The sequence below is a fragment of the Paenibacillus sp. FSL H7-0943 genome (assembly GCF_037963265.1).
In the GTDB taxonomy this organism is placed as follows: domain Bacteria; phylum Bacillota; class Bacilli; order Paenibacillales; family Paenibacillaceae; genus Paenibacillus_AQ; species Paenibacillus_AQ odorifer.
Genome location: NZ_CP150148.1, coordinates 5,400,303 through 5,421,933, shown reverse-complemented (window position 1 = coordinate 5,421,933; position 21,631 = coordinate 5,400,303). Strand labels below are relative to the sequence as shown.

The window sequence follows — 21,631 nt, the reverse complement described above, 5'->3', positions numbered from 1 at the left end:
TTTCTTATACGTTTAAGAAAGCCGCGTCAAATGCGACGCGGCTTTCGAAATCTTTAGGGTCATGTCATGTGTATTGAATCATCATGAGATTACTTGCTATTGGTAAGGAGGGCCTCGTATGAATAAAGAACGATCACCGCAAAGCGAGACGGTTGCTTGGACAGGGATCATTAGCGATGTTACTTTGGCAGTAGCTAAGGGGAGTTTTGGCTATATTTCAGGGAGCAAGGCATTAATGGGGGATGCTTTGTATTCCGGAGCAGATGCAGCAGCTAAATTGGCGGATATTCTTCCGTGGCGCTCTGAGCAAGTGAGAAAGAGTAAGCAACGGATCGAAGAACGGCGGGGCACTAAGGAGCCGCTGCTGGCTATACTTTTTTCGGTATTTATTCTTATGGGGGGACTGCAGATCGCATTCTCTGCAATCCGCGACTTAACAGATGGAAAATCATCTACACACGGACAGCTGGCGTTTGTAACCGTCTTAGTATCTATTGTGTTTAAAGAAGCTGTTTTTCAATATCAATATCGCTACTTTAAAAAAATAGGTGATGGCAGTCATGCTGCATATGTTAATAGTCATCGTTTCAGCTTATATACATCTATCACAGTATTAGTCGGAATTTCGTTATCCATGGGTGGTACCTATTGGCATCCTCTATCTTATATGGATCCTATTGCCGCACTCTTAACCGGAGTTTTAATTCTTCGTAAAGGCTATTCACTCATTGCTAGCTCTATTAACACTAAAAATGCGCAGGAGCTTCCTTCGGAGGAAGCCGCTAATTTTATTGAAACAGTGCAACGCGTTCATGGCGTCATTCGCGTAGAACATTTGAAGGCACTTGAGCAAGGGAATTATGTGAATCTTCAAGTGAAAATCAGTGTAAATCCGCGGATTACGGTGATGGAAGCACAGGATATTTCGGAATGCGCTAGGAAGCTGCTGCAGCACCGGTTTGTTCATGTCGGTGAGGTGCATATGGACGTTGTTCCTTATGATCCCGGCTATCCGTACAAAAGCAATTATGAATTGCCGGATAATGATATTCCTACGTTGCTTCAGTAGTTTGCAAGGTGAGAGAAAGGTGAGTTCTATTGCTTTATTCAAAAACAAGATGGCAATCTCCGGCAGCCAATCCCGACACAGTTAGGGATATGGCCCGGAGCCTTTCTATTTCTCCACTCTTATCCTCACTATTAGTAAATAGAGGAATGAACACGCCTCATGAAGCTCTAAGCTTTATGGATGGCAGTGAGGAAGAACAGCATGATCCGTTCCTACTCAAAGGAATGGCTGAAGCGGTTCCTAGAATTAGAAAGGCTTTAAAAGATGAAGAACATATTCTTATTTATGGCGATTATGATGCCGACGGGGTGTCCAGCACAGCACTTATGATTCATCTGCTGCGCTATTTAGGCGCTTCCTTTGATATTTATATCCCACACCGCTCTAACGAGGGCTATGGGCTGCATAATCATGCCCTGGATTGGGCTTTACAGCAAGGTGTCTCCTTAATCATTACAGTAGATACTGGCATTAGCGCGTATCATCAGGTTGCTTACGCTAATGAACTGGGGATCGATGTGATCGTTACGGATCACCATGAACCTCCTGAGCTTTTGCCAGAGGCCTATACGCTTATTAATCCCAAGCTGCCAGATTGCCCTTATCCGTTCAAAGGATTAGCGGGTGTAGGTGTGGCTTATAAGCTTGCTCAGGCTATTCTAGGGGAAGAGACTCCCACAGAATGGGCAGAGATTGCAGCGATAGGAACGGTTGCGGATTTAATGCCGCTGCTTGGCGAGAACCGTGAGATTGTTAGAAATGGCTTGGAAAGTATGCGGCATTCAAGTTTCCCGGGGATTCGTGCCTTACTCGCTGTTAGCGGTGTGAACATGAGCACTGTGAGTGCGGTCAATATCGCTTTTGGCATGGCGCCGCGCATCAATGCCAGTGGTCGCCTGGATCATGCTGGACGGGCTGTGTCCCTCCTCACTACCGAGCATGCGGCTGAGGCAGAGCAGCTAGCTGGAGAGCTTGACCTGCTTAACAAAGAACGCCAATTGGTGGTAGAAAGAATTGTTGTTGAGGCCACTGCCAAGCTGGAGCAGATGACACAGGGTGGCGAAATCCCAGACATCATTGTTCTTGCTGATCATGGCTGGAATGTAGGTGTGGTAGGTATAGTGGCTTCCAAACTACTGGAGCGTTATTATCGGCCTGTGATCATTCTGGATATACATCCAGAGACCGGAATGTGCAAAGGTTCTGCTCGCTCCATACCTGGACTTGATATCTACGCTGCACTTTCTTCTTGTTCTGATTTAATGGATCATTTTGGAGGTCATCCAGCCGCTGCGGGAATGAGCCTGCATCGGGATGGATTAGAAGCCTTTGCTGCAGCATTAAATGAATATGCGTCCGGGGTGTTAACGCCAGAGCATTTCGTTCCTGTTGCTTCCGCTGATGCAGAGGTGTCAATCTCAGATTTATCACTGCAGACCGCGTTAGAATTGGAAAGGCTTGCACCTTTCGGAATGTCTAATCCGTTGCCGAAGTTTATTATTCGTGGGGCTACCGTGAAAGAGACACGTACAATGGGTCAAGATGGAAAACACCTGAAGATTGTATTGCAGCAGGGGAAAAACAGCATTGAAGCCTTGGCTTTTGGCAAAGGCGCTTTGGCCAGGCTGCTACCGGCGGGTACTACGATCAACGTGTTAGCTGAGCTGTCGATCAATGAATGGAATGGCTCACGCAAATCACAGCTGATGCTGCAGGATTTATCTGTGCAGGATGCTCAGATATTCGATCTTCGTGGTGCTGCTGACGCCGTACGGCAAGCCGCACATATTAGAGAACTACTTCTTCCTTATAGCGGTGCGGGTCCGTATCGAGCTGCTGCAGTGTTTCAGAACGGACGTAGTAAGCCTGCAAGTGAATTGATAGGAATGTCTTTATGGGTATATGATAAAGAAGCTGGCATTAGCGCTGCTGTTAAGGATGAGCCCCTTCAGGAAGCAGGGCATGTCTCTCTGTTATGCTTACTGGATATGCCGGAGACTCCTGAACAACTGGATGCGCTACTCCAAACCTTCCCTAATGCTGATAATATTGCGTTATTGCATTCTATCAAGGATGGCCGAGAACGACTTATTACTCCGACACGGGATCATTTCAAAATACTATATAAACTGTTGGCTTCGATCACCTCAGTTGCAACGCCTGAGAACGAAGTTTTGCTGCGGTTAAGCCGCCAGTCCTCGTTAAGTATCCGCATGCTTAACAACATGCTTGATGTGTTTGAGGAGCTTGATTTTATTAAAAGAAGTCAGGGAAGTGTGGCGTTTATTACTCAGCCAGTAGCTAAAAGTCTGACAGCATCGAGTCATTTTGTCCGACTGGGACAGATGGCGGAGATGGAGCAATACTTCATGGAGGGCAGCCTGTCAGAGTTACAGGACTGGATGTTATCGCGTCGTTTAGGCGTATCATAATCCATGCGAATATGAGATGCTGAGCGTACCCAATGGTGTATAAAAATGCAACGCTCATATAACAAAGCGAATGCTTACGAAGCAAGTTTTGCCGATCTGAAATCACTGTAGCTTATGCTTACAAAACAAAGCGAATGCTTACGAAGCAAGTTTTGTCGATCTGAAATCAAAGCAGCTTATGCTTACAAAACTTATAGGAGATGATAAATTTGGATTTTAAAGATAGTATTCGTGTGATTCCTGATTTCCCTAAAGAAGGTATTAGTTTTAAAGATATCACCACATTGCTTAAAGACGGTGAGGCTTACCGCCAAGCGATTGACGCGTTGAAAGCTCTCGTAGCGCATTTGGAAATCGACGTTATCGCTGGACCAGAAGCACGTGGCTTCGTAGTTGGAGCACCTCTTGCTTATGCGATGGGAGTAGGTTTTGTGCCGATTCGTAAAAGCGGCAAGCTTCCATATGAGACTATAGAGGTAGGTTATGATCTTGAGTATGGCAAGGACACCCTTGCTGTTCACACAGATGCCATCAAGCCTGGTCAAAAAGTATTGATCGCTGATGATTTATTGGCTACTGGTGGAACCATTGCTACTTCGGTTAACCTTGTAGAACAGCTTGGCGGTAAAGTGGTAGGTGCTGCTTTTCTGATTGAGCTGGTTGAGCTTGCTGGGCGTAATAAGCTTTCTGGAGTTGAAGTTCTTTCCTTGGTGAATTACGAGGAGTAATCTTGTAAAGTTTGTCTTTTCCCGGGAAATAAACGGGGATTCGGCGCTCGAATTATGCTGAAAAGTGCAAAGATTAGCGCGTGACGCAAAGTGTGGAAGTTAAACATTAATTGGAAAATGTAAGATAATAACAGCAGCTGTCTGCCTTGTGGCGGAGAGTTGCTGTTTTGTATCTGCGTTAATAAAAAAAGCTGCCCAAGTCCATAAATGGATGTTGGAGCAGCTTTTTTAAAATTCTATTTTTACAATCGATTAATGGGCAGTTTTATCACTTTCTCCGCCATCATTAGACAGTCCAAGCACTTCAATGAGTTTGAAGAACAATGCCAATACGATACCAACAATTGTAGCCAGCGCCATACCACTTAGTTTAACGTTGCCCATAGTAAGGGTTGTACCACTGATTCCGACAACGAGTACCAACGTAGCCATGATCATGTTCGTAGCCTTGGAAAAATCAACTTTTTGCTCAACGAAAATACGTAATCCGGAAGCCGCAATTACACCAAACAGCAACAGGGATACACCACCCATTACAGGGGTTGGAATATTAGCGATGACGGAGGAGAAAGTACCAGAGAAAGAAAGCAGAATAGCAATCACCGCTGCGCCGCCGATTACATATACCGAATATACTTTAGTCAACGCCATAACCCCGATATTTTCACCGTAGGTTGTATTTGGAGTAGAACCGATAAAACCGGAGATAATTGTAGATATCCCGTTCCCCATCAGAGAGCGGTCAAGTCCAGGATCTTTTGCCAAGTCTCTGCCGACAATATTGCTTGTAACAAGTAAATGTCCAATATGCTCAACAATAACAACTAATGATACCGGGATAATAGTGAATATTACATTCCAATCAAATGAAGGAGTAACAATGGAAGGATGCGCTAAAAATTTTGCATTAGAGATAGCAGCGGTATCCACCATTTTCAAAATATATGCTAAACCATAACCAGTGACGATACCAATAAGGATGTGAATGATTTTTGGAAAACCGCGGAAGAGTACAGCTCCAATTACAGTTACACCAAGTGTCACCATAGAAAGTGCGATTGTTTTGCCATCTGGAGTCCAGTCTGCAACTGCAACGCCTTCAGGAGCAATAAGTCCTGCCATTCGTGCGGCAACAGGTACAAGTTCAAGTCCGATCGTAGCTACGATAGCTCCCATTACTGCCGGAGGGAAAACAACATCAATCCATTTGGTTCCTGCATAACGAATGATCAATGCCACGAGCACGAATATAATACCAGTGACGATAAAAGCACCCAAAGCAAGCGAGTATCCTTTCATGTGATCATTTGGGTAACGACTGAGTACTGACAATACCGGTGCAATAAAGGCAAAGCTGGAACCAAGGTACGCAGGGATTTTACCACGACAGATCCAAATGTACAGCAATGTACCGATACCATTCATAAGCAAAATCATTCCAGGGTCGACCCCGAACAAGTTAGGCACTAGCACTGTACTGCCAAACATGGCAAACAAATGCTGGAGACTTAATAGAAAGCCTGGGCCCCATGGAAGTTTTTCGTTAACTTGAATTTCGCGTTGCAATGGAGTTCACTCCTCTTTCTTATCTGATATTAGGTTGTCCGGCGAAAATCCGCCTTTACTAGATTAAATAGAACTTGGCTTTTTTACAACAACATTTTCACAAGTGTTATTAATTTGTCCGAATTTAATTACTTTTACTTCTGGAATACCATGAGATGGCAAGTGTTGACGTAATCCTCCTTAAGCCTCATAATTATAGACAACTTTGAATAAGGGCGTAAGTAAGCTTGGACAAATGAAATGATTGGAACCTGCAGATTTTTGAACAGTTGCGGGTTCATTTTATTATAGAAAGGAATCGGATACGACGAGAATGGGCATTGAGCGATTAATTGATAAGGCTGGCGCCTATATAAAAGATAAAGATCTTCTCCGCATCCGGGAAGCTTATGAATTTGCCGATCAGGCTCATCACGGGCAGATCCGCAAGTCGGGGGAGCCATACATTCTGCATCCGCTGGCGGTGGCAGATATTGTCGTCAATATGCAAATGGATGTTATATCTATTGTTGCAGCGCTTTTGCATGATGTGGTGGAAGATACGACGGTCTCACTGGAACAAATCCGCGCTAAATTTGGCGATACCTGCGCAATGCTTGTTGACGGCTTAACGAAGCTGGAACGTATTCGCTTTCGCTCAAAGGAAGAGCAGCAGAACGAGAATTACCGCAAAATGTTTATTGCTATGGCCCAGGATATCCGGGTCATTGTCATTAAACTGGCGGACCGTCTGCATAATATGCGAACGTTAAAATACCAATCTGAAGAGAGCCAGCGCCGTATTTCTTATGAGACGTTGGAGATCTTCTGTCCTGTAGCTGACCGGCTGGGGATTTCCGCGATTAAGTGGGAGATGGAGGATATTGCGCTTCGTTACTTGAACCCGCAGCAGTATTACCGGATTGCTAATCTGGTGCATAAGAAGCGGGCTGAACGTGAGCAATTTATCGACAGCGTAATTGGCCGTATTCGTGCCAAGCTGGATGAAATGGGCATTGAAGGTGATCTTTCCGGCCGCCCGAAGCATATTTACAGTGTTTATAACAAAATGAGCACAAAAAACAAGCAGTTTAATGAAATTTATGACCTGCTGGCCATTCGTATCATTGTGGATAATATCAAGGACTGTTATGCAACCCTTGGAATTATTCACACTTTATGGAAGCCAATGCCGGGGCGTTTTAAAGATTATATAGCTATGCCGAAAGCCAATATGTATCAATCTCTGCATACTACTGTGGTAGGACCAGGCGGAGAGCCTACTGAGGTGCAAATTCGCACCTGGGAAATGCACCGCACGGCAGAATACGGGATAGCCGCACACTGGGCATACAAAGAAGGCAGCAGTAATAATGCTAATCCGGAGAATCGGATGCCTTTCTTTCGCGAAATATTGGAGCTGCAGCATGAAGCTAAGGATGCCGAAGAGTTCGTAAAATCACTAAAAATGGATTTTTTCTCAGACCTCGTGTTTGTATTTACTCCTAAAGGTGAGGTTATTGAGCTTCCTGCCGGTTCTGTGCCTCTTGATTTCGCGTTCCGCATTCATACAGAAGTGGGCAATCGTACGATTGGTTCCAAGGTGAACGGGCGGATCGTGCCGCTTGATCACAAGCTGAAGACGGGTGATATTGTTGAGATTTTGACGTCTAAGCATTCTTACGGACCTAGCCGTGACTGGCTCAAAATTGCACAATCCTCTCACGCAAGAAGCAAAATTAAACAATGGTTCAAAAAAGAAAAACGTGAGGAAAATGTCGAAAAAGGTCGCGAAGCGATTGAACGTGAGCTGAAGCGCCTGAATGTTGAAGTTTCCGAGTGGATTTCTGATGAAAAACTGTTGGAAGCTGCGAAAAAATTTGCTTTTAATGATGTAGAGGATATGTTGTCTGCCGTTGGTTTTGGTGGGATTACCGCTTCGCAGATTGCCTCCCGTTTGACGGAGAAGCTGCGCAAGGAGCAGGAAGAAGCTGCTAACCACTTGGAGCTTACTTCAGAGATGAAGGAGATCAAGTCTTCCGGCGAAAGAAGAAATCAACCCACCAATGGCGTTAGCGTAAAAGGAATTGAAAACTTACTTGTTCGTTTTGCACGATGTTGCAACCCGGTTCCGGGTGACGACATTGTAGGTTATGTTACACGGGGCCGGGGCGTATCTGTACACCGCCAGGATTGTCCTAATATTCCGGGTGAAGGTGACGGAGAAGAAGCAGCTAGAGTGATTGAAGTGGAATGGGAAGGCACGATGGAAGCAAACTATAGTGTGGATATTGAGATTACAGGCCATGATCGCAATGGACTGCTCAATGAAGTACTGCAGGCTGTGTCCGAGAGCAAAACGAACATTTCAGCGGTCACTGGGCGCTCTGACAAGAATAAGATGGCAATGATTCATATGACCATCCTTATTCGTAATACGGAGCATCTACAATCCGTTGTAGATAAAGTGAAACGAGTCAAGGATGTATATACAGTGAATCGGATCATGCAATAAGGCAAGGAGCGAAGTAGTGCGATGAGAGTTGTAGTACAGCGTTGTAAGGACGCCAAAGTAACCGTGGATGAGACAGTGACCGGAGCGATTGGCAATGGCCTGATGCTGCTTGTCGGCGTTACCCATGAAGATACAGAGAAGGATGCCAAATATTTAGCGGATAAAATAGCTGGACTGCGTATTTTTGAAGATGATGCTGGCAAAATGAATTATAGTGTCACGGATACTAACGGAGCTATTCTTTCAGTGTCCCAGTTTACTTTATACGGAGATTGCCGTAAGGGAAGACGGCCGAATTTCATGGGAGCTGCAGCTCCTGCGGAGGCCGAGCGTCTTTATGATTATTTTAATCAAGAGCTTAGAGCTGGAGGTCTTCAGGTGGAGACGGGCATATTTGGAGCGATGATGGATGTGTCGCTGACCAATTGGGGCCCAGTTACTCTCATTCTGGATAGCCGCAGCTAACGAAATAGAGGATGTCGAAGATTGCTTCTGGCCGGAGCTAACTTTCGACATCTTTTTTTTATGCGGATAGAGCTTCTTTGGGCTGGATAAACTAAATGCAGGCAGATATCACGCATAAGGCAGGAGTTTAAGAATGAGACAATCACAGAAGGCATGGGTATGGAGAAGTATCCCGGCACTACCGACTGGGAGTCCTATGGAAGCCTGTGCATTAGCCAAAAAGCTAGACGGCGAGACCGAACCACTAGTGATGAAAGGAAGAAGCCGCAATCTCTTGCCGCGTACCTGAAGCGGGTGGAAAATGCGGCTTTTTCGGTGTTGTGAAGGAAGCCTTTTTTCCGATTAAAGGTTAGAAAGCATCCTCATAAGGGTAATAGACCACAAGAAAGAATAATTAGAACATCATTAATTGCTAAAGACAGAGAGGAGAAACTATTACATGAGTAACGTTGCTTTCTTACTGGCTAATGATTTTGAAGATTCTGAAATGAAGGTTCCTTATGATGAAATTATAAAGGCAGGACATCAAGCTGACATTATTGGTTTGAAAAAAGGGGAGACCTTGCTAGGTAAAAAGAAAGAAGTCTCCTACGCAGCAGACAAGGCGATCGCCGATGTTCAAGCAAGTGATTATGACGCGATTGTCATCCCGGGTGGTTCTTCCCCCGAGAATTTACGGCAAAATGCCGATATTTTGAAGTTTGTAAAAGAAGCAAATGAAGCAGGCAAGCCTATCGCCTCTATTTGTCACGGACCGCAAATTCTGATCAGTGCAGACTTGCTTAAGGGACGCACCATTACCTCTTATCCTCCGCTGAAGGATGATGTTGTGAATGCCGGCGCGGAGTTTAAGGATGAGGAAGTAGTGGTTGATCGCAATTACATTACTTCGCGTACACCAAAAGATGAGCCTGCATTTGTTCGTGAAATATTGAAGGTCCTGAAATAAATAAGCATTTTTTATTTTAGAGTCTTATAATCCAAGGAGGTAATGGCAATGAGCAGAAAAATCCAAGCGTATTTCAGAACTGAAAATGAAGCAGAAGGCGCAAAAACAGCATTGATTAGCTATAAGGTGGATGGCTTGGAGGTTTGGCCACTCACAGACCCTATCGGCAATGATCGTAATATTCTGTTTCCAATCATTCCACTGGATAGTGCATCTGTAGTCGCAGGCACAACTGGAACGCTTGGAACGGCTAGCACACCTGCAGCTGGAGCTATGCTGGTTCCTGGCATTGCCGCTTCCGACACTCGGGCTGACCCTGAAACACATTATAGTGTGAATGAAGATCAGGTTAGTGCGAACGTGGCAGAAGGAGATCTCGAAGATGGGGATTTAAGTGAACTTCGTTATGTGATGGAGCTAAGTATAGCAGAAGAGAATTATAATGAAGTTGTGGAAATCCTTCGGGGCAAAGGGGCCTATGTTGAACAATTCGAATAGTATTCTATTAAAAATAAACCGCTTTCATGGAATGTAATATAATCGTAATATTCCGTACATGATTCCTTAATATAGCGTGTTTATAATAAAGGCATGACCCCCTTTTTAATAATATATGATGATGGACCTGCAGCATTCGGCTGCAGGTCATTTTTTTTGTTACAATATAATTGCTGAATAAAAAACTCGGAAGCTGTCAAAATTTATACTAGGCATCCTTTTTACTATCTTGACTTTAATGCAGTAGTTCAGTAGAATATTAACAATATACGATTTTATCATATGGTTTTGATGACGGGACCAAGTAATTCGAGAACCCACAACTCCAGAGAAGGATCCCTTGTCGATTCGGATGACATCTACTTAAGTGGATGATGAACCGGTATCGCTTGGCTGCAAGGATTCTGTTGATGAGCGAATGAATGACCTCCCCGAGAACGTACGGCGAAAGTGGGCAATGTTGATTGCCGCGATCAGTAGCCGTTACGCGTAGGCGGGCGTTAACCGCTTTGAGCGGCTTCAGTATATTTTTACTGATCCGGAATGTGGGTGGTACCACGTGGTGTATTATTGGTTATGATAATCCCTCGTCCCTGTTTTTTTATAAAACAGGGCGAGGGATTTTTTGCTTTTTCTGCAATAGAAACAGATGAAGAGAACAGCTTTAGAGGGGTTATTTTTTAGGAGGGATAGACTGTGGCTAAAGAAAGATTCGAGAAACCAACAGGAACGCAGGACGTGCTTCCGGGTGCTGTGGAGAAATGGCAGTATATTGAGGGGAAGGCCAGAGATTTATGCCGCCGTTTTAACTACCGGGAAATTCGCACACCTATGTTTGAGCACACAGGGTTATTCGAACGTGGAGTAGGCGAAACAACGGATATTGTGGAAGGCGAAATGTATACGTTCAAGGACAAAGGCGACCGTGATTTGGCTCTTCGTCCAGAAGGAACGGCTGGTGTCGTGCGGGCTTACGTTCAGAACAAGCTATACGGTGAACCTGATGTAAGCAAGCTGTATTATATCGGACCTATGTTCCGTTATGAGCGTCCGCAGGCCGGAAGATATCGCCAGTTCCATCAGTTTGGGATTGAGGCGTTTGGGGCCGTGGATCCGGCTATTGATGCAGAAGTAATCTCTATGGGCTATCAATTCTATAAGGATCTAGGTCTTAAGGATGTAAGAGTGGAGCTTAATTCCGTGGGTAATGCACCAAGCCGTGCGGCTTACCGGGAGAAGCTGCTGGGATTCCTTAGACCGATGAAGGATAACCTCTGCAGTGACTGTCAGCGTCGAATCGAGCGTAATCCGCTTCGTGTGCTGGATTGCAAGGTGGATCAGGATAAATTTACAGATGCGCCTTCCATTTTGGACAGTTTGGATGATGAATGCATAACTCATTTTGAGAAGGTTAAGATGCATCTCGACATTATGGGTGTGGAGTTCACGATTAATCCTCGTCTTGTACGTGGTTTGGATTATTACACGCATACTGCGTTTGAATATAAAGCAGCTGGCATTGGCTCTATTGATACCGTAGGCGGCGGAGGCCGGTACAACGGTTTGGTTGAAGAAATCGGTGGACCGGATCAACCGGGTATTGGTTTTGGGATCGGACTGGAGCGTATTCTTCTTATTCTGGAAGATCAGAAGGTAGAACTGGAGACTGCGAAGCCACTGGATGTGTATTTTGTAGCTCTTGGCGATGAGGCTGACATTGAAATCTCCAAGCAGCTATACTTTCTGCGTAGCCAAGGGTTCTCGGCAGAACGCGACTACCTCGGCCGGAAGATGAAGGCGCAGATGAAGTCAGCTGACCGTATGTCGGCACGTTATACTGCGATTCTTGGCGAAGACGAGCTGAAGAATGGTGTAATTGCGTTGAAGTCGATGAGCACAGGGGAACAGCAGACTGTGAAGCTCGAAGAGCTGGCTCAGGCGTTGGTATAGAAGAAGACTTTTTAAGTAGAAATGTATTTTTAAATAAAAAGGGGAATGGTGAATTATGCAAAGAAGTCATAACTGTGGGCAATTAACACCAGAACATATTGGACAAACGGTAACCTTGAACGGATGGGTCCAGACCCGCCGCGACCTTGGGGGCGTACTTTTTATTGACCTGCGTGACAGAAGCGGTATTGTGCAAGTTGTATTCAACCCGGACTACTCCGGCGAAGCACTGCAAATTGCGGATAAGGTTCGCAGTGAGTATGTTTTGGCTGTCAAAGGAAAAGTGGTTAAACGTGATGAAGAAACCATTAACCGCAATCTGCCAACAGGTGAGATTGAAGTTCAAATTACAGATATCGAAGTGCTGAACGCTGCTAAGACCCCTCCATTCTTCATCGAAGATGGAGTGGAAGTAGACGAATCTCTTCGCCTGAAATATCGTTACCTGGATCTGCGTCGTCCAGAAATGCAAAAAACATTGTTGCTACGCTCGAAAGCTTCTAAGATTTTCCGCGATTTCCTTGACAGTGAAGGATTTATTGATGTAGAAACACCAATCCTAACTAAGAGCTCACCGGAAGGTGCGCGTGATTATTTGGTGCCAAGCCGTGTGCATGAAGGCGAATTTTTCGCATTGCCACAATCTCCACAAATCTACAAGCAGCTATTGATGGTGGGTGGCGTTGAACGCTATTATCAAATTGCTCGTTGTTTCCGTGATGAAGATTTGCGTGCTGACCGTCAGCCGGAATTTACACAAGTGGACATCGAGACTTCATTCCTGTCTCAGGATGAGCTGCTTGGCATGATGGAGAACCTGATGCAACGTCTGTTTAAAGAAACTGTAGGAGCGGATATTCAGCTTCCATTCCAACGTTTGACTTATGCTGAGGCTATGGGCAAATACGGTTCAGACAAACCTGACCTGCGTTTTGGATTAGAGCTTGTAGAAATGAACGATATTGTTGCCACAAGTGGCGTAAAGGTATTCGCTTCCGTGATCGAAAAAGGCGGAGAAGTGAAATGTCTAAATGCTAAAGGCTGTGGGACTTGGACTCGTAAAGAAATCGATGATCTCGGACCTTATGCTGCGCGTTATGGAGCGAAAGGTTTGGCTTGGATTCAAGTGAAAGACGGCGAGTTCAAAGGGCCGATTGTCAAATTCTTCACTGAAGAAGAAATTGCCGCTGTGAAGGAGCGTACAGGCGCTGAAGAAGGCGACCTACTGTTGTTCTCCGCTGATACCAAAAAGGTTGTAGCGGACGTTCTAGGTGCCCTTCGTGTCAAAATCGGACGTCAGCTGGGTCTGATCGACGATAACGTGTTCAAGTTCGCTTGGGTGACTGACTTCCCATTGCTTGGTTATGATGAAGATCAGAAACGTTATGTAGCAGAACACCATCCGTTCACTCGTCCACGTGAAGAGGATCTGCATCTGTTCGACACAGATCCAGGTGCAATTCGTGCACAAGCCTACGATATTGTTCTGAACGGTTATGAAGTAGGCGGCGGCTCCATGCGGATTTACAAACGTGAAGTACAGGAAAAAATGTTCCAAGCTCTCGGCTTCTCAGATGAGGTTGCTTACGAGAAATTTGGTTACCTGATGGATGCGTTCGAATATGGTACACCTCCACATGGTGGTATTGCCTTCGGTTTAGATCGTCTAATTATGCTGCTGGCGGGTCGTACAAATCTACGCGAAACCATCGCATTCCCGAAAACGGCAAGTGCAACGGACCTGCTTATGGATGCACCTGCACCAGTAGACGGTTCACAATTGGAGCAACTGCATATTAAGCTGGCTCTTAAACCAAAGAAAGAAAAAGAAAAAGAATAATTAAATAAAGCGGGCGAGGCAGATTTCTGCTTCGCCATAGCTTTTGAAGGAGGCTGACCTCATGCTGCATCAGTTCTCACGTACGGAACTGGCGATCGGACCGGAAGGTCTGGAGATTATGAAGAACAGCACAGTAGCGGTACTTGGTATCGGCGGTGTTGGCGGTATGGCTGTTGAGGCATTGGCTCGTAGCGGGATCGGCAGACTGATTCTGATTGATAAGGATTCCGTCGACATTACCAATGTGAATCGGCAGATCCACGCACTTACTACAACGGTTGGGCAAAAGAAGGCCGAACTGATGGTAGACCGTGTGAAGCTGATTAATCCGGAATGTGAAGCGATTGCGCTGAACATGTTCTATACGGAAGAAACCTATGAGGAACTGTTCAAGCTGAAACCGGATTATGTGATTGATGCCTCGGATACGATTATCTACAAGGTCCATTTGATTAAAGAATGTCTGGCACGTGGAATTCCAATGATCTCAAGCATGGGCGCTGCCAACAAAATGGATCCTACAAGATTCCAGGTAGCGGACATTTCCAAAACAACGTATGATCCGATTGCCCGGGTCATTCGCCAGAAGCTGCGTAAGGATGGGATTAAGAAAGGCGTGAAGGTGGTTTTCTCTACGGAGCCGCCAATGAAGCCACGTCAGGATGTTACGGACAAGATTGTTCCGGAGAATGCGCCGGATCGACGTAAAGCGAAACAACCGCCAGCCAGCAATTCATTTGTTCCACCGGTAGCCGGCCTAATTATGGTCAGCGTTGCCGTGCGTGACTTGCTTGAGGCTGGAGGCGTCAGCTTGTAAGTGAATCGCTGAGCTGAGGCTGTTTCAATTATAGTTATAGGATTAGAGTAATGGACAAAAGGGCGAGTAGCTGGAATCCGGCTGCGTACGCCCTTTTGTTGTCGTTAAACAGGCGGGTTCTGCAAGAAGCAGGCCACTAATAGGCATAATAGCTGAACCGGGATGAACGGCTGATTATTAGATTTATAATCCGGGTAATATCCGCCTGCGGAACTTAATATCAGTGGAGGTTTTTGTACATGAAATCGAATTTTTGGCGAAATAGTGTGGGGCTTGCGCCTGAGAATGACTGGAAACGGGAATGGGCTGCAGGGATTCTCTCCTATTTTGCTTCAGTTTATATTGTTATGGTGAATGCGACGATTCTCCATGACGCGGGGATGCCGCTTAGACCGGCAATGGTGGCTACACTGTTGACCGCAATTACCGGCTGTCTGCTGATGGCTTTTGGCGGGAAGACGCCTATCATCGTGGTTCCCGGGATGGGGATTAACGCATTCTTCACTTATACGCTTGTTCATTCCATGAAGCTGGACTGGAGAGAGGCGCTTACTGTAGTTGTTATAACAGGCGTGTTATTCGCTATCGTGGCCTTCACATCACTTTATCGTATTCTTAGTGAGGCAATTCCCCAAAACCTGCAGCATGCCATTACAGTCGGTATAGGGCTGTTTCTGACCTTTATAGGGCTGCAAAAGAGTGGGATAGTGATTGCCCATCAGACTACTTTTGTTGCCATAGGACATTTTAGTGATCCTGCAGTTATTACATCCTGTGTGACTTTATTGCTGGCTTTAGTGTTATTTATCCGGGGAACTAACGGAGGCCTGCTGATAAGTATGCTGGTCGGTACAGGACTAGCCTACCTGCTGGGAGCTGCACATGCACCGGAAAAACAGGCCTCGGGGCATGTATTCTCAGGTTATGGCGGCCTATTTTTCGGAATGGACTGGAGCGGCATTGTGAGCCTGGTGTTCTGGATTGCTGTATTCCTGTTATTGTTAATCGTTGTATTTGAAAATATCGGTCTTGTAGCCTCGCAGACGATGATGGCAGGCCGTCCAGAACGCTTCAAAAGCAGCCTGCGTGCGCTCTCGCTTGCTAATATCGCCGCAGGTCTTTTCGGAAGTAGTCCGGTCGTGGCCGCTGCAGAATCTAATGCAGGAATAGCTGCGGGCGGGCGTTCGGGTCTCACCTCGCTGGTAACAGGGCTTCTATTCGGGGCGACCTTCTTATTCCTACCGCTGTTATCCTATATTCCCGACAGTGCGATCGCACCGATCCTGATTGTGATCGGGGGACTAATGGTACAAAATGTGCGTGAGATGGACTTAAGTGATTTGACCGAGCTGTTCCCGTCTTTTCTAATCATGGTTATGATTCCATTCACCTATAGCATCGTGGACGGTATGGCTTTTGGTTTTATTACCTACCCAATTGTGAAGCTGGCGCTGGGCAAAGGGAAGGAAGTGCCACCTGCGCTGTATGGAATTGCTGGTTTGTTTGTGGCTAACTTTATTTTGCAGGCTGTGCTATAGAGCGGCATCCAGTTTCTTTGATTGCGAGGGACCTGTTGCACACTAATCAGCTCTATTAGCCAGCGTTGAAATCAAAGAGGTAAATGCGTGTGCCGCTGATTGGAGTCAAATGTGCGTAGACGTCGAAAAGAAAGGGATAAATACCGCTGATTGGAGCTAAATGCGTGTAGATGTCAGAATCAAAGGGAAAAATACCGTTGATTCGAGCCAAATGCGTGGAAGCGTCGAAAACAAAGGGATAAATACCGTTGATTGGGGCTAAATGCGCGTAGACGACGAAAACAAAGGTATAAATACCGTTGATTGGGGCTAAATGCGTGGAAGCGTCGAAAACAGAGGTATAAATACCGTAGATGGAAGATAAATGTGCCTGGACATTGAAATAAAAGGCAAAAATGCCTCTGATCGGAGCTAAATGCGTGCGAACGCCGAAACCAAAGGCAAAAAAGCCTTTGGTTTGTCCCAAACATTCTGCGCTTGTGCGAGCTAAGGAGCACCAAAGTGCTTTAGGTTGGAGAACAACTTATAAGTTTAGTCAAATCATTTGAAAGATTTGGTATTTAAGTGCTGATTGTGCTACAATGGGTATCCTTTTGCGTGAGAAATGGGCGTAGGAGCATGAAAATTTAAGCTCGATAAACTTTTAGGAGGTAACTGAAATTGGAAGACAACTTTCAAAGTGCCTATCAAGAGGAAGAAGACAGGCTGAATCAAGCGCTTACTGAAATTGACACTTTGCTGGAGAAGCTCCAGCAGACACCAGTGTACACGGGACATGACTATACGGAACAGGTGCTGGAAGCGAACCGTGATCAGAAGCGCAAAGATCTTGCTAAGCTTAGGCAGGAGCCTTATTTCGGACGGCTTGATTTTCAAGGCAATGATGAGAATGAACGGAAGGCACTCTATATAGGCAAAATCGGCGTAGACCGCGAGCAGGTAAGCGACCGTCCGCTAGTCATCGACTGGCGCGCACCGGTAGCAAGCCTGTTCTATTCGTTTACCGGCGGTACGGAGCCAGCCTCCTATGAAGCTCCTGAGGGACTAATAGAGGGGCTGGTATACCTCAAACGCAACGTGGTGATTCGGAAGCAAATTCTGGAGCGGGTCGCGGATACGTACAATCGGGAAAGCGATGCACCGATTGTATCAGATGAGTTTCTCGTCTATCGACTTGGGGAGAACAAGGATAATCGTCTACGGGATATCGTATCGACCATTCAAGAGGAGCAGGACAAGATTATCCGTGCTGCCAAAAATACAGCGCTAATCATTCAGGGCGTGGCAGGAAGCGGTAAAACAACCGTTGCACTGCACAGGCTTGCTTTTCTGCTGTATCAATACAAGGATCAGGTTTCTGCGGAAAAAATGATCATTTTTGCACCAAACCGGATGTTTTTGGATTACATCTCGGACGTATTGCCTGAGCTCGGGGTAGGTAATATTGCTCAAAGTACATTTCCGGATTGGGCGGCTAATGTACTAGGACTGGAATTGCCGGAACAGGATGCGACAGAGACGATGAACCGCTGGTTCGAAACCCCTGGCGGCATGCCGGTAATTACAGAAGAGACGCCGGGGCGCTTCAAGGGTTCCACGGTGCTGATGGGAATCATAGAGTCCAGCATCAAGCTATTGGAAAGCAGCTCTGTACCTGAGGGTGATTTTAGCCCGTGGGAGGGTGCGGTGCTACGCCGTTCTATGATTTTGCGCTGGCATAATGAGGAGTATGCTCCCTATCCTCCAGCCAAGCGCAAGGAACGGGTAATGGCGCGGATTCATCGTTGGATTGAGATGGAACTGAAGAAGAGTCCGTCAGCTGCTGCTATGAAGGATCGCAAGAAAAAAGGCGCGCAGCGAGAGAAGGCTTATAGTGCCAAATGGCCTAAATATGATCCATTAACGATCTATAAGCAAATTTTCCGAGCAGCTAAACTTCCTGAGGATTGGCCGGTTGAACCGCCTGAGGAAATTCCGGCAGCTGTACTGAAGGAAACGGCAAAAGAGCTGAAAAAAGGCATCATACGTGAAGAGGATTTACCTCCGCTGCTGTATATCCATTATCTTTTGAATGGTGATGAGGGCGTTACTCGCTTTGACCATGTAGTAATCGATGAGGCTCAGGATTTTTCACCTTTCCAAATTGCCGTTCTGGATTTATATGTGCGAGGCCATTCCTTTACGATCCTGGGTGATCTCTCGCAGGGCATACATGCCTATAAAGGCGTACACGCGTGGGAAGAGATGCAGACGTTGTTTGCACCTGAGAACACGGCTTATCACGCGCTGACACGCAGCTATCGTTCTACTATGGAAATTATAGACTTCGCTAATGGAATTCTATCTTCAGGTGTGGAGAGCTCATTGCTGGCTGTTCCTGTGTTTCGTAGTGGAGATCCCGTGCGTATGATCGCCTATGGCGAGGATGCCGGGGAACTGGTGGCTGATGAGCAAGCTCGCTTGCGGACAATAACCTCTGCACTGAAGTCTCTGTCAGGAAGGGAATACCGTACGGTGGCTGTCCTAACAAGAAATCTTCATGAGGCTGCAGAACTATATGCGGAGCTGGCACAGCATTTTGAAGATATTCATCTGATTGATGGCAGTATGACGCAATATCAGGGCGGGTTATCGGTGCTGCCTGTCTATTTATCAAAAGGTTTGGAGTTCGATGCGGTGATCTTAGCAGATGCCGATCAAGACCATTACGGAGCGACGGCTTGGGACGCGAAGCTGATGTATGTCGGTTGTACACGTGCTCTCCATGAGCTGTGGCTGCTCCATAATGGGGAAGTTCCTTCCTATGTGCAAACGGCGGCTGGAAGCGATTCTGAGGGAGAATAAGACTGGTGGAGAATGGTTATAACTGTTCTTGGTCTTGTAACTCCCCCATAGGTATGGCTTAATAATAAGTGTCCGGCCGGGCAAGAACACTTCTGGAAGGAGGCTGATTGAAATGATTTCAGTATACGAGGTGGTTTCCGTTTAAGACGGAAACCTGCTTAAAGCGAGGAGGCCTTACGGCCTCCTTATTACTAACATAAGAAGTACCACACTTATCCATAAGAACGAAATTTATGAAATCGAATGTAGACGCTACCAAAAGGTTTTTATATAATGAAATTACGGATTTTTCCAAATATGAGGAGAAGAAAGGAGGCAGGTGACGTGATTATAACTAAAAACTTAGTTGACCGACGCATAGGGACACACCTGTTGAAGGAGGAAATGCAAGTTGAGTTATGTAAATGGGAAGGATGTGCTCCCCCCTGGCTTGCTCGAAGAGCTTCAGGGATACATCCAAGGTGAACTGCTCTACATCCCTAAGAAGACGGAAGAGCGGGTTCGATGGGGCGAGAACAGCGGTTCGAGGAAAGAAATAGCGAACCGGAACAAGGAAATTTTCAGTTGTCATCGAAGCGGTGATTCCGTAGCGGAACTTCAGAAGAAGTACCATCTATCGGAAGAAAGCATTCGTAAAATCATATCAAAAATGCGGCTGGCAGTAAATTGCTAGCTTGCAATTCAAGCATAAACGCCTCTGGTGTCCTTATAAGGACGGTAAGCGTTATGCGAGAAATCATAAGGATAAAGTGTAGTGTGAAACCTATACTTTCTTATATTTTGAAAAAAGAGCATGGCTCCCGCCTTTCTAAGACGAGATCATGCTCTTTTTATTTTGGCGTAAAATAAGTCTATGCTGATACTGTTACCTTGAACCGGCAGGACATCCTAATCCTTCCCTGTGATATGGTATGATAGAGAGGGATTTACATTGAGCTTTTACAAGAATATAGCAAGGAAGTGGAGTTATGGATTTATTTTCTTTCGGAGAGGACACCGGGGGCGGACGGCTGCTTGCGGACCGGATGAGACCGGAGAATCTTGATGAATATATTGGTCAAGAGCATATCATAGGTCGGGGGAAGCTGCTGCGAAGAGCGATTGAGGCGGATCAAGTCTCTTCGATTTTGCTCTATGGCCCCCCGGGATGCGGCAAGACGACACTCGCGCATATTATTTCTCATCACACGCAAGGAGAGTTCGTACGTCTGAATGCGGTGGAAGCTACCGTGAAGGATGTACGGGAGGTTATTGAGCGAGCTCAGAACAATCAAACATTGTACGGCACTAAGACGATCCTGTTCCTGGACGAGGTGCATCGATTTAATAGCTCACGCCAGGATGCGCTTTTGCCAGCAGTAGAAAAAGGGACTATTACCTTCATTGGAGCGACTACAGAGAACCCGTTCCATTATGTTAATGGGGCGCTTATGAGCCGATCCACCTTATTTCAGCTGGAGGCATTAACGAGTGAACACAGCTTGATCGCGATGCGCAGAGCCTTGGCGGACAAAGAGAAAGGTCTTGGATTTATGGAGCTTCAGGTTGATGAGGAGGCTTTGTTGCATATTGCAACAATGGCTAATGGAGACATCCGGCGGGCACTAAATGCGCTGGAGCTGGCAGCCCTGACTACCGCGCCGCAAGTTGATGGAAGTGTTCATATCACGCTGGAGGTGGCGGAAGAATCCATTCGGCGCCCCATTGTGAAGGCTGATGAATCTACGCAGTATGATGTGCTATCCGCTTTTCATAAAAGTATTCGCGGTTCCAGCGACGCCGCGTTGTTTTGGTTTCTGTATGCGGTAGAAAAGCTTGGAATGGACCCTATGACTTTTATTCGGCGCCTGATTGCAGCCAGCAGTGAGGATATCGGCTTGGCTAATCCCCAAGCTATGGTTCAAGCGGTGAGTGCGCTGGATGCGTATCGAAACAATGGTTGGCCAGAGGCGAAGCTGAACATTGCCCAAGCTATTCTTTTTGCAGTGGAAAGTCCGAAGTCTAATGCTGTGGTTATGGCTATTTCCAATGCAATGGCAAGTATGGATGAGATCAAATCAGCGGAGGTACCGCTGCATCTGCGTGATACGCACTATAAAGGTGCAACTGCGTTAGGGCATGAAGGATATCAATATCCGCACAATTTTCCGGGGCATTATGTGAAGCAAGAGTATTTGCCTAAGGAGATTTCTCAGCGTGTTTTTTATCAAGCTACTGAGCAAGGCAATGAGATTAAGATTTGTCATAATCAAAAGCTTCGGCGGGAGCAGTAAGCAGCTAGCGACTGTAATACCTTCCAATTTCATACTGGAAAGCCAAAGATTTTAACTTTCAGTCGAACTAAATAATTTCCAAAAAAAGGCGGCCTAGAGCCGTTTTTTTGTTGCCTACGTTACTTTTAATCACATCGATTGAAAATTTTTTATAGGAAAAGATTGATA

At 46.0% G+C, this 21,631-nt stretch carries 18 protein-coding genes; 16 read left to right on the top strand and 2 right to left on the bottom strand.

What is annotated here, in order from left to right:
* Nucleotides 1–118 precede the first annotated feature (118 nt).
* The 3 genes from NSQ55_RS23745 to NSQ55_RS23735 all read left to right on the top strand — a co-directional run bounded on the left by NSQ55_RS23745 (nucleotide 119) and on the right by NSQ55_RS23735 (nucleotide 4,229).
* Nucleotides 119–1,069 (top strand): cation diffusion facilitator family transporter, encoded by a 951-nt coding sequence (locus NSQ55_RS23745; protein WP_339169411.1) that lies wholly within the window; start codon nucleotides 119–121, stop codon nucleotides 1,067–1,069.
* 29 nt (nucleotides 1,070–1,098) lie between these two features.
* Entirely contained in the window at nucleotides 1,099–3,501 is a 2,403-nt protein-coding gene (gene recJ / locus NSQ55_RS23740; protein WP_339169409.1) for a single-stranded-DNA-specific exonuclease RecJ, read from the top strand.
* Between the two features lie 209 nt (nucleotides 3,502–3,710).
* The gene (locus NSQ55_RS23735; protein ID WP_339169407.1) at nucleotides 3,711–4,229 is read left to right on the top strand and encodes an adenine phosphoribosyltransferase; all 519 of its coding nucleotides are present in this window, start codon (nucleotides 3,711–3,713) and stop codon (nucleotides 4,227–4,229) included.
* Nucleotides 4,230–4,481: 252 nt separating this feature from the next.
* On the opposite strand, the gene uraA is transcribed toward NSQ55_RS23735, so the two are convergent.
* Complete coding sequence (gene uraA, locus NSQ55_RS23730) at nucleotides 4,482–5,795, bottom strand: uracil permease (protein WP_038572987.1); 1,314 nt, start codon at nucleotides 5,793–5,795, stop codon at nucleotides 4,482–4,484.
* Between the two features lie 313 nt (nucleotides 5,796–6,108).
* Between uraA and NSQ55_RS23725 the strand changes: the two genes are divergently transcribed.
* From NSQ55_RS23725 to NSQ55_RS23680, 10 genes are all read left to right on the top strand, one after another.
* Entirely contained in the window at nucleotides 6,109–8,289 is a 2,181-nt protein-coding gene (locus NSQ55_RS23725; protein WP_036677643.1) for a bifunctional (p)ppGpp synthetase/guanosine-3',5'-bis(diphosphate) 3'-pyrophosphohydrolase, read from the top strand.
* 21 nt (nucleotides 8,290–8,310) lie between these two features.
* Nucleotides 8,311–8,754 (top strand): D-aminoacyl-tRNA deacylase, encoded by a 444-nt coding sequence (gene dtd / locus NSQ55_RS23720; RefSeq protein WP_036677641.1) that lies wholly within the window; start codon nucleotides 8,311–8,313, stop codon nucleotides 8,752–8,754.
* Between the two features lie 133 nt (nucleotides 8,755–8,887).
* Nucleotides 8,888–9,043: a hypothetical protein gene (locus NSQ55_RS23715; protein WP_175617366.1), complete on the top strand. Its 156-nt coding sequence runs from the start codon at nucleotides 8,888–8,890 to the stop codon at nucleotides 9,041–9,043.
* Nucleotides 9,044–9,193: 150 nt separating this feature from the next.
* On the top strand, nucleotides 9,194–9,703 hold the full coding sequence (locus tag NSQ55_RS23710) for a type 1 glutamine amidotransferase domain-containing protein (protein ID WP_076105448.1): 510 nt from the start codon (nucleotides 9,194–9,196) through the stop codon (nucleotides 9,701–9,703).
* A gap of 48 nt (nucleotides 9,704–9,751) precedes the next feature.
* Nucleotides 9,752–10,201 (top strand): hypothetical protein, encoded by a 450-nt coding sequence (locus NSQ55_RS23705; RefSeq protein ID WP_036677637.1) that lies wholly within the window; start codon nucleotides 9,752–9,754, stop codon nucleotides 10,199–10,201.
* A 367-nt stretch (nucleotides 10,202–10,568) separates the two neighbouring features.
* A complete protein-coding gene (locus NSQ55_RS23700; RefSeq protein WP_282579983.1) occupies nucleotides 10,569–10,694 on the top strand; it encodes a hypothetical protein in 126 nt (41 codons plus the stop codon).
* 203 nt (nucleotides 10,695–10,897) lie between these two features.
* Nucleotides 10,898–12,151 (top strand): histidine--tRNA ligase, encoded by a 1,254-nt coding sequence (gene hisS / locus NSQ55_RS23695; protein WP_076281194.1) that lies wholly within the window; start codon nucleotides 10,898–10,900, stop codon nucleotides 12,149–12,151.
* 55 nt (nucleotides 12,152–12,206) lie between these two features.
* Nucleotides 12,207–13,991 (top strand): aspartate--tRNA ligase, encoded by a 1,785-nt coding sequence (aspS, locus tag NSQ55_RS23690; RefSeq protein WP_076193219.1) that lies wholly within the window; start codon nucleotides 12,207–12,209, stop codon nucleotides 13,989–13,991.
* Between the two features lie 61 nt (nucleotides 13,992–14,052).
* Nucleotides 14,053–14,808, top strand: coding sequence for a tRNA threonylcarbamoyladenosine dehydratase (locus NSQ55_RS23685; protein ID WP_076130395.1), 756 nt, complete (start codon nucleotides 14,053–14,055; stop codon nucleotides 14,806–14,808).
* Between the two features lie 239 nt (nucleotides 14,809–15,047).
* Entirely contained in the window at nucleotides 15,048–16,346 is a 1,299-nt protein-coding gene (locus tag NSQ55_RS23680) for an NCS2 family permease (protein ID WP_036677630.1), read from the top strand.
* A 55-nt stretch (nucleotides 16,347–16,401) separates the two neighbouring features.
* Here NSQ55_RS23680 and NSQ55_RS23675 read toward each other — a convergent pair whose 3' ends face one another.
* Nucleotides 16,402–16,812, bottom strand: a complete 411-nt coding sequence (locus tag NSQ55_RS23675) for a hypothetical protein (RefSeq protein WP_339169401.1) — start codon at nucleotides 16,810–16,812, stop codon at nucleotides 16,402–16,404.
* Nucleotides 16,813–17,006: 194 nt separating this feature from the next.
* Here NSQ55_RS23675 and NSQ55_RS23670 point away from each other — a divergent pair, with 194 nt between their 5' ends.
* The 3 genes from NSQ55_RS23670 (at nucleotide 17,007) to NSQ55_RS23660 (ending at nucleotide 21,463) form a co-directional block, all read left to right on the top strand.
* A complete protein-coding gene (locus NSQ55_RS23670; protein WP_339169399.1) occupies nucleotides 17,007–19,190 on the top strand; it encodes a UvrD-helicase domain-containing protein in 2,184 nt (727 codons plus the stop codon).
* 391 nt (nucleotides 19,191–19,581) lie between these two features.
* The gene (locus NSQ55_RS23665; RefSeq protein ID WP_076129667.1) at nucleotides 19,582–19,863 is read left to right on the top strand and encodes a CD3324 family protein; all 282 of its coding nucleotides are present in this window, start codon (nucleotides 19,582–19,584) and stop codon (nucleotides 19,861–19,863) included.
* A 295-nt stretch (nucleotides 19,864–20,158) separates the two neighbouring features.
* Entirely contained in the window at nucleotides 20,159–21,463 is a 1,305-nt protein-coding gene (locus tag NSQ55_RS23660; protein ID WP_339169398.1) for a replication-associated recombination protein A, read from the top strand.
* Nucleotides 21,464–21,631 lie beyond the last annotated feature (168 nt).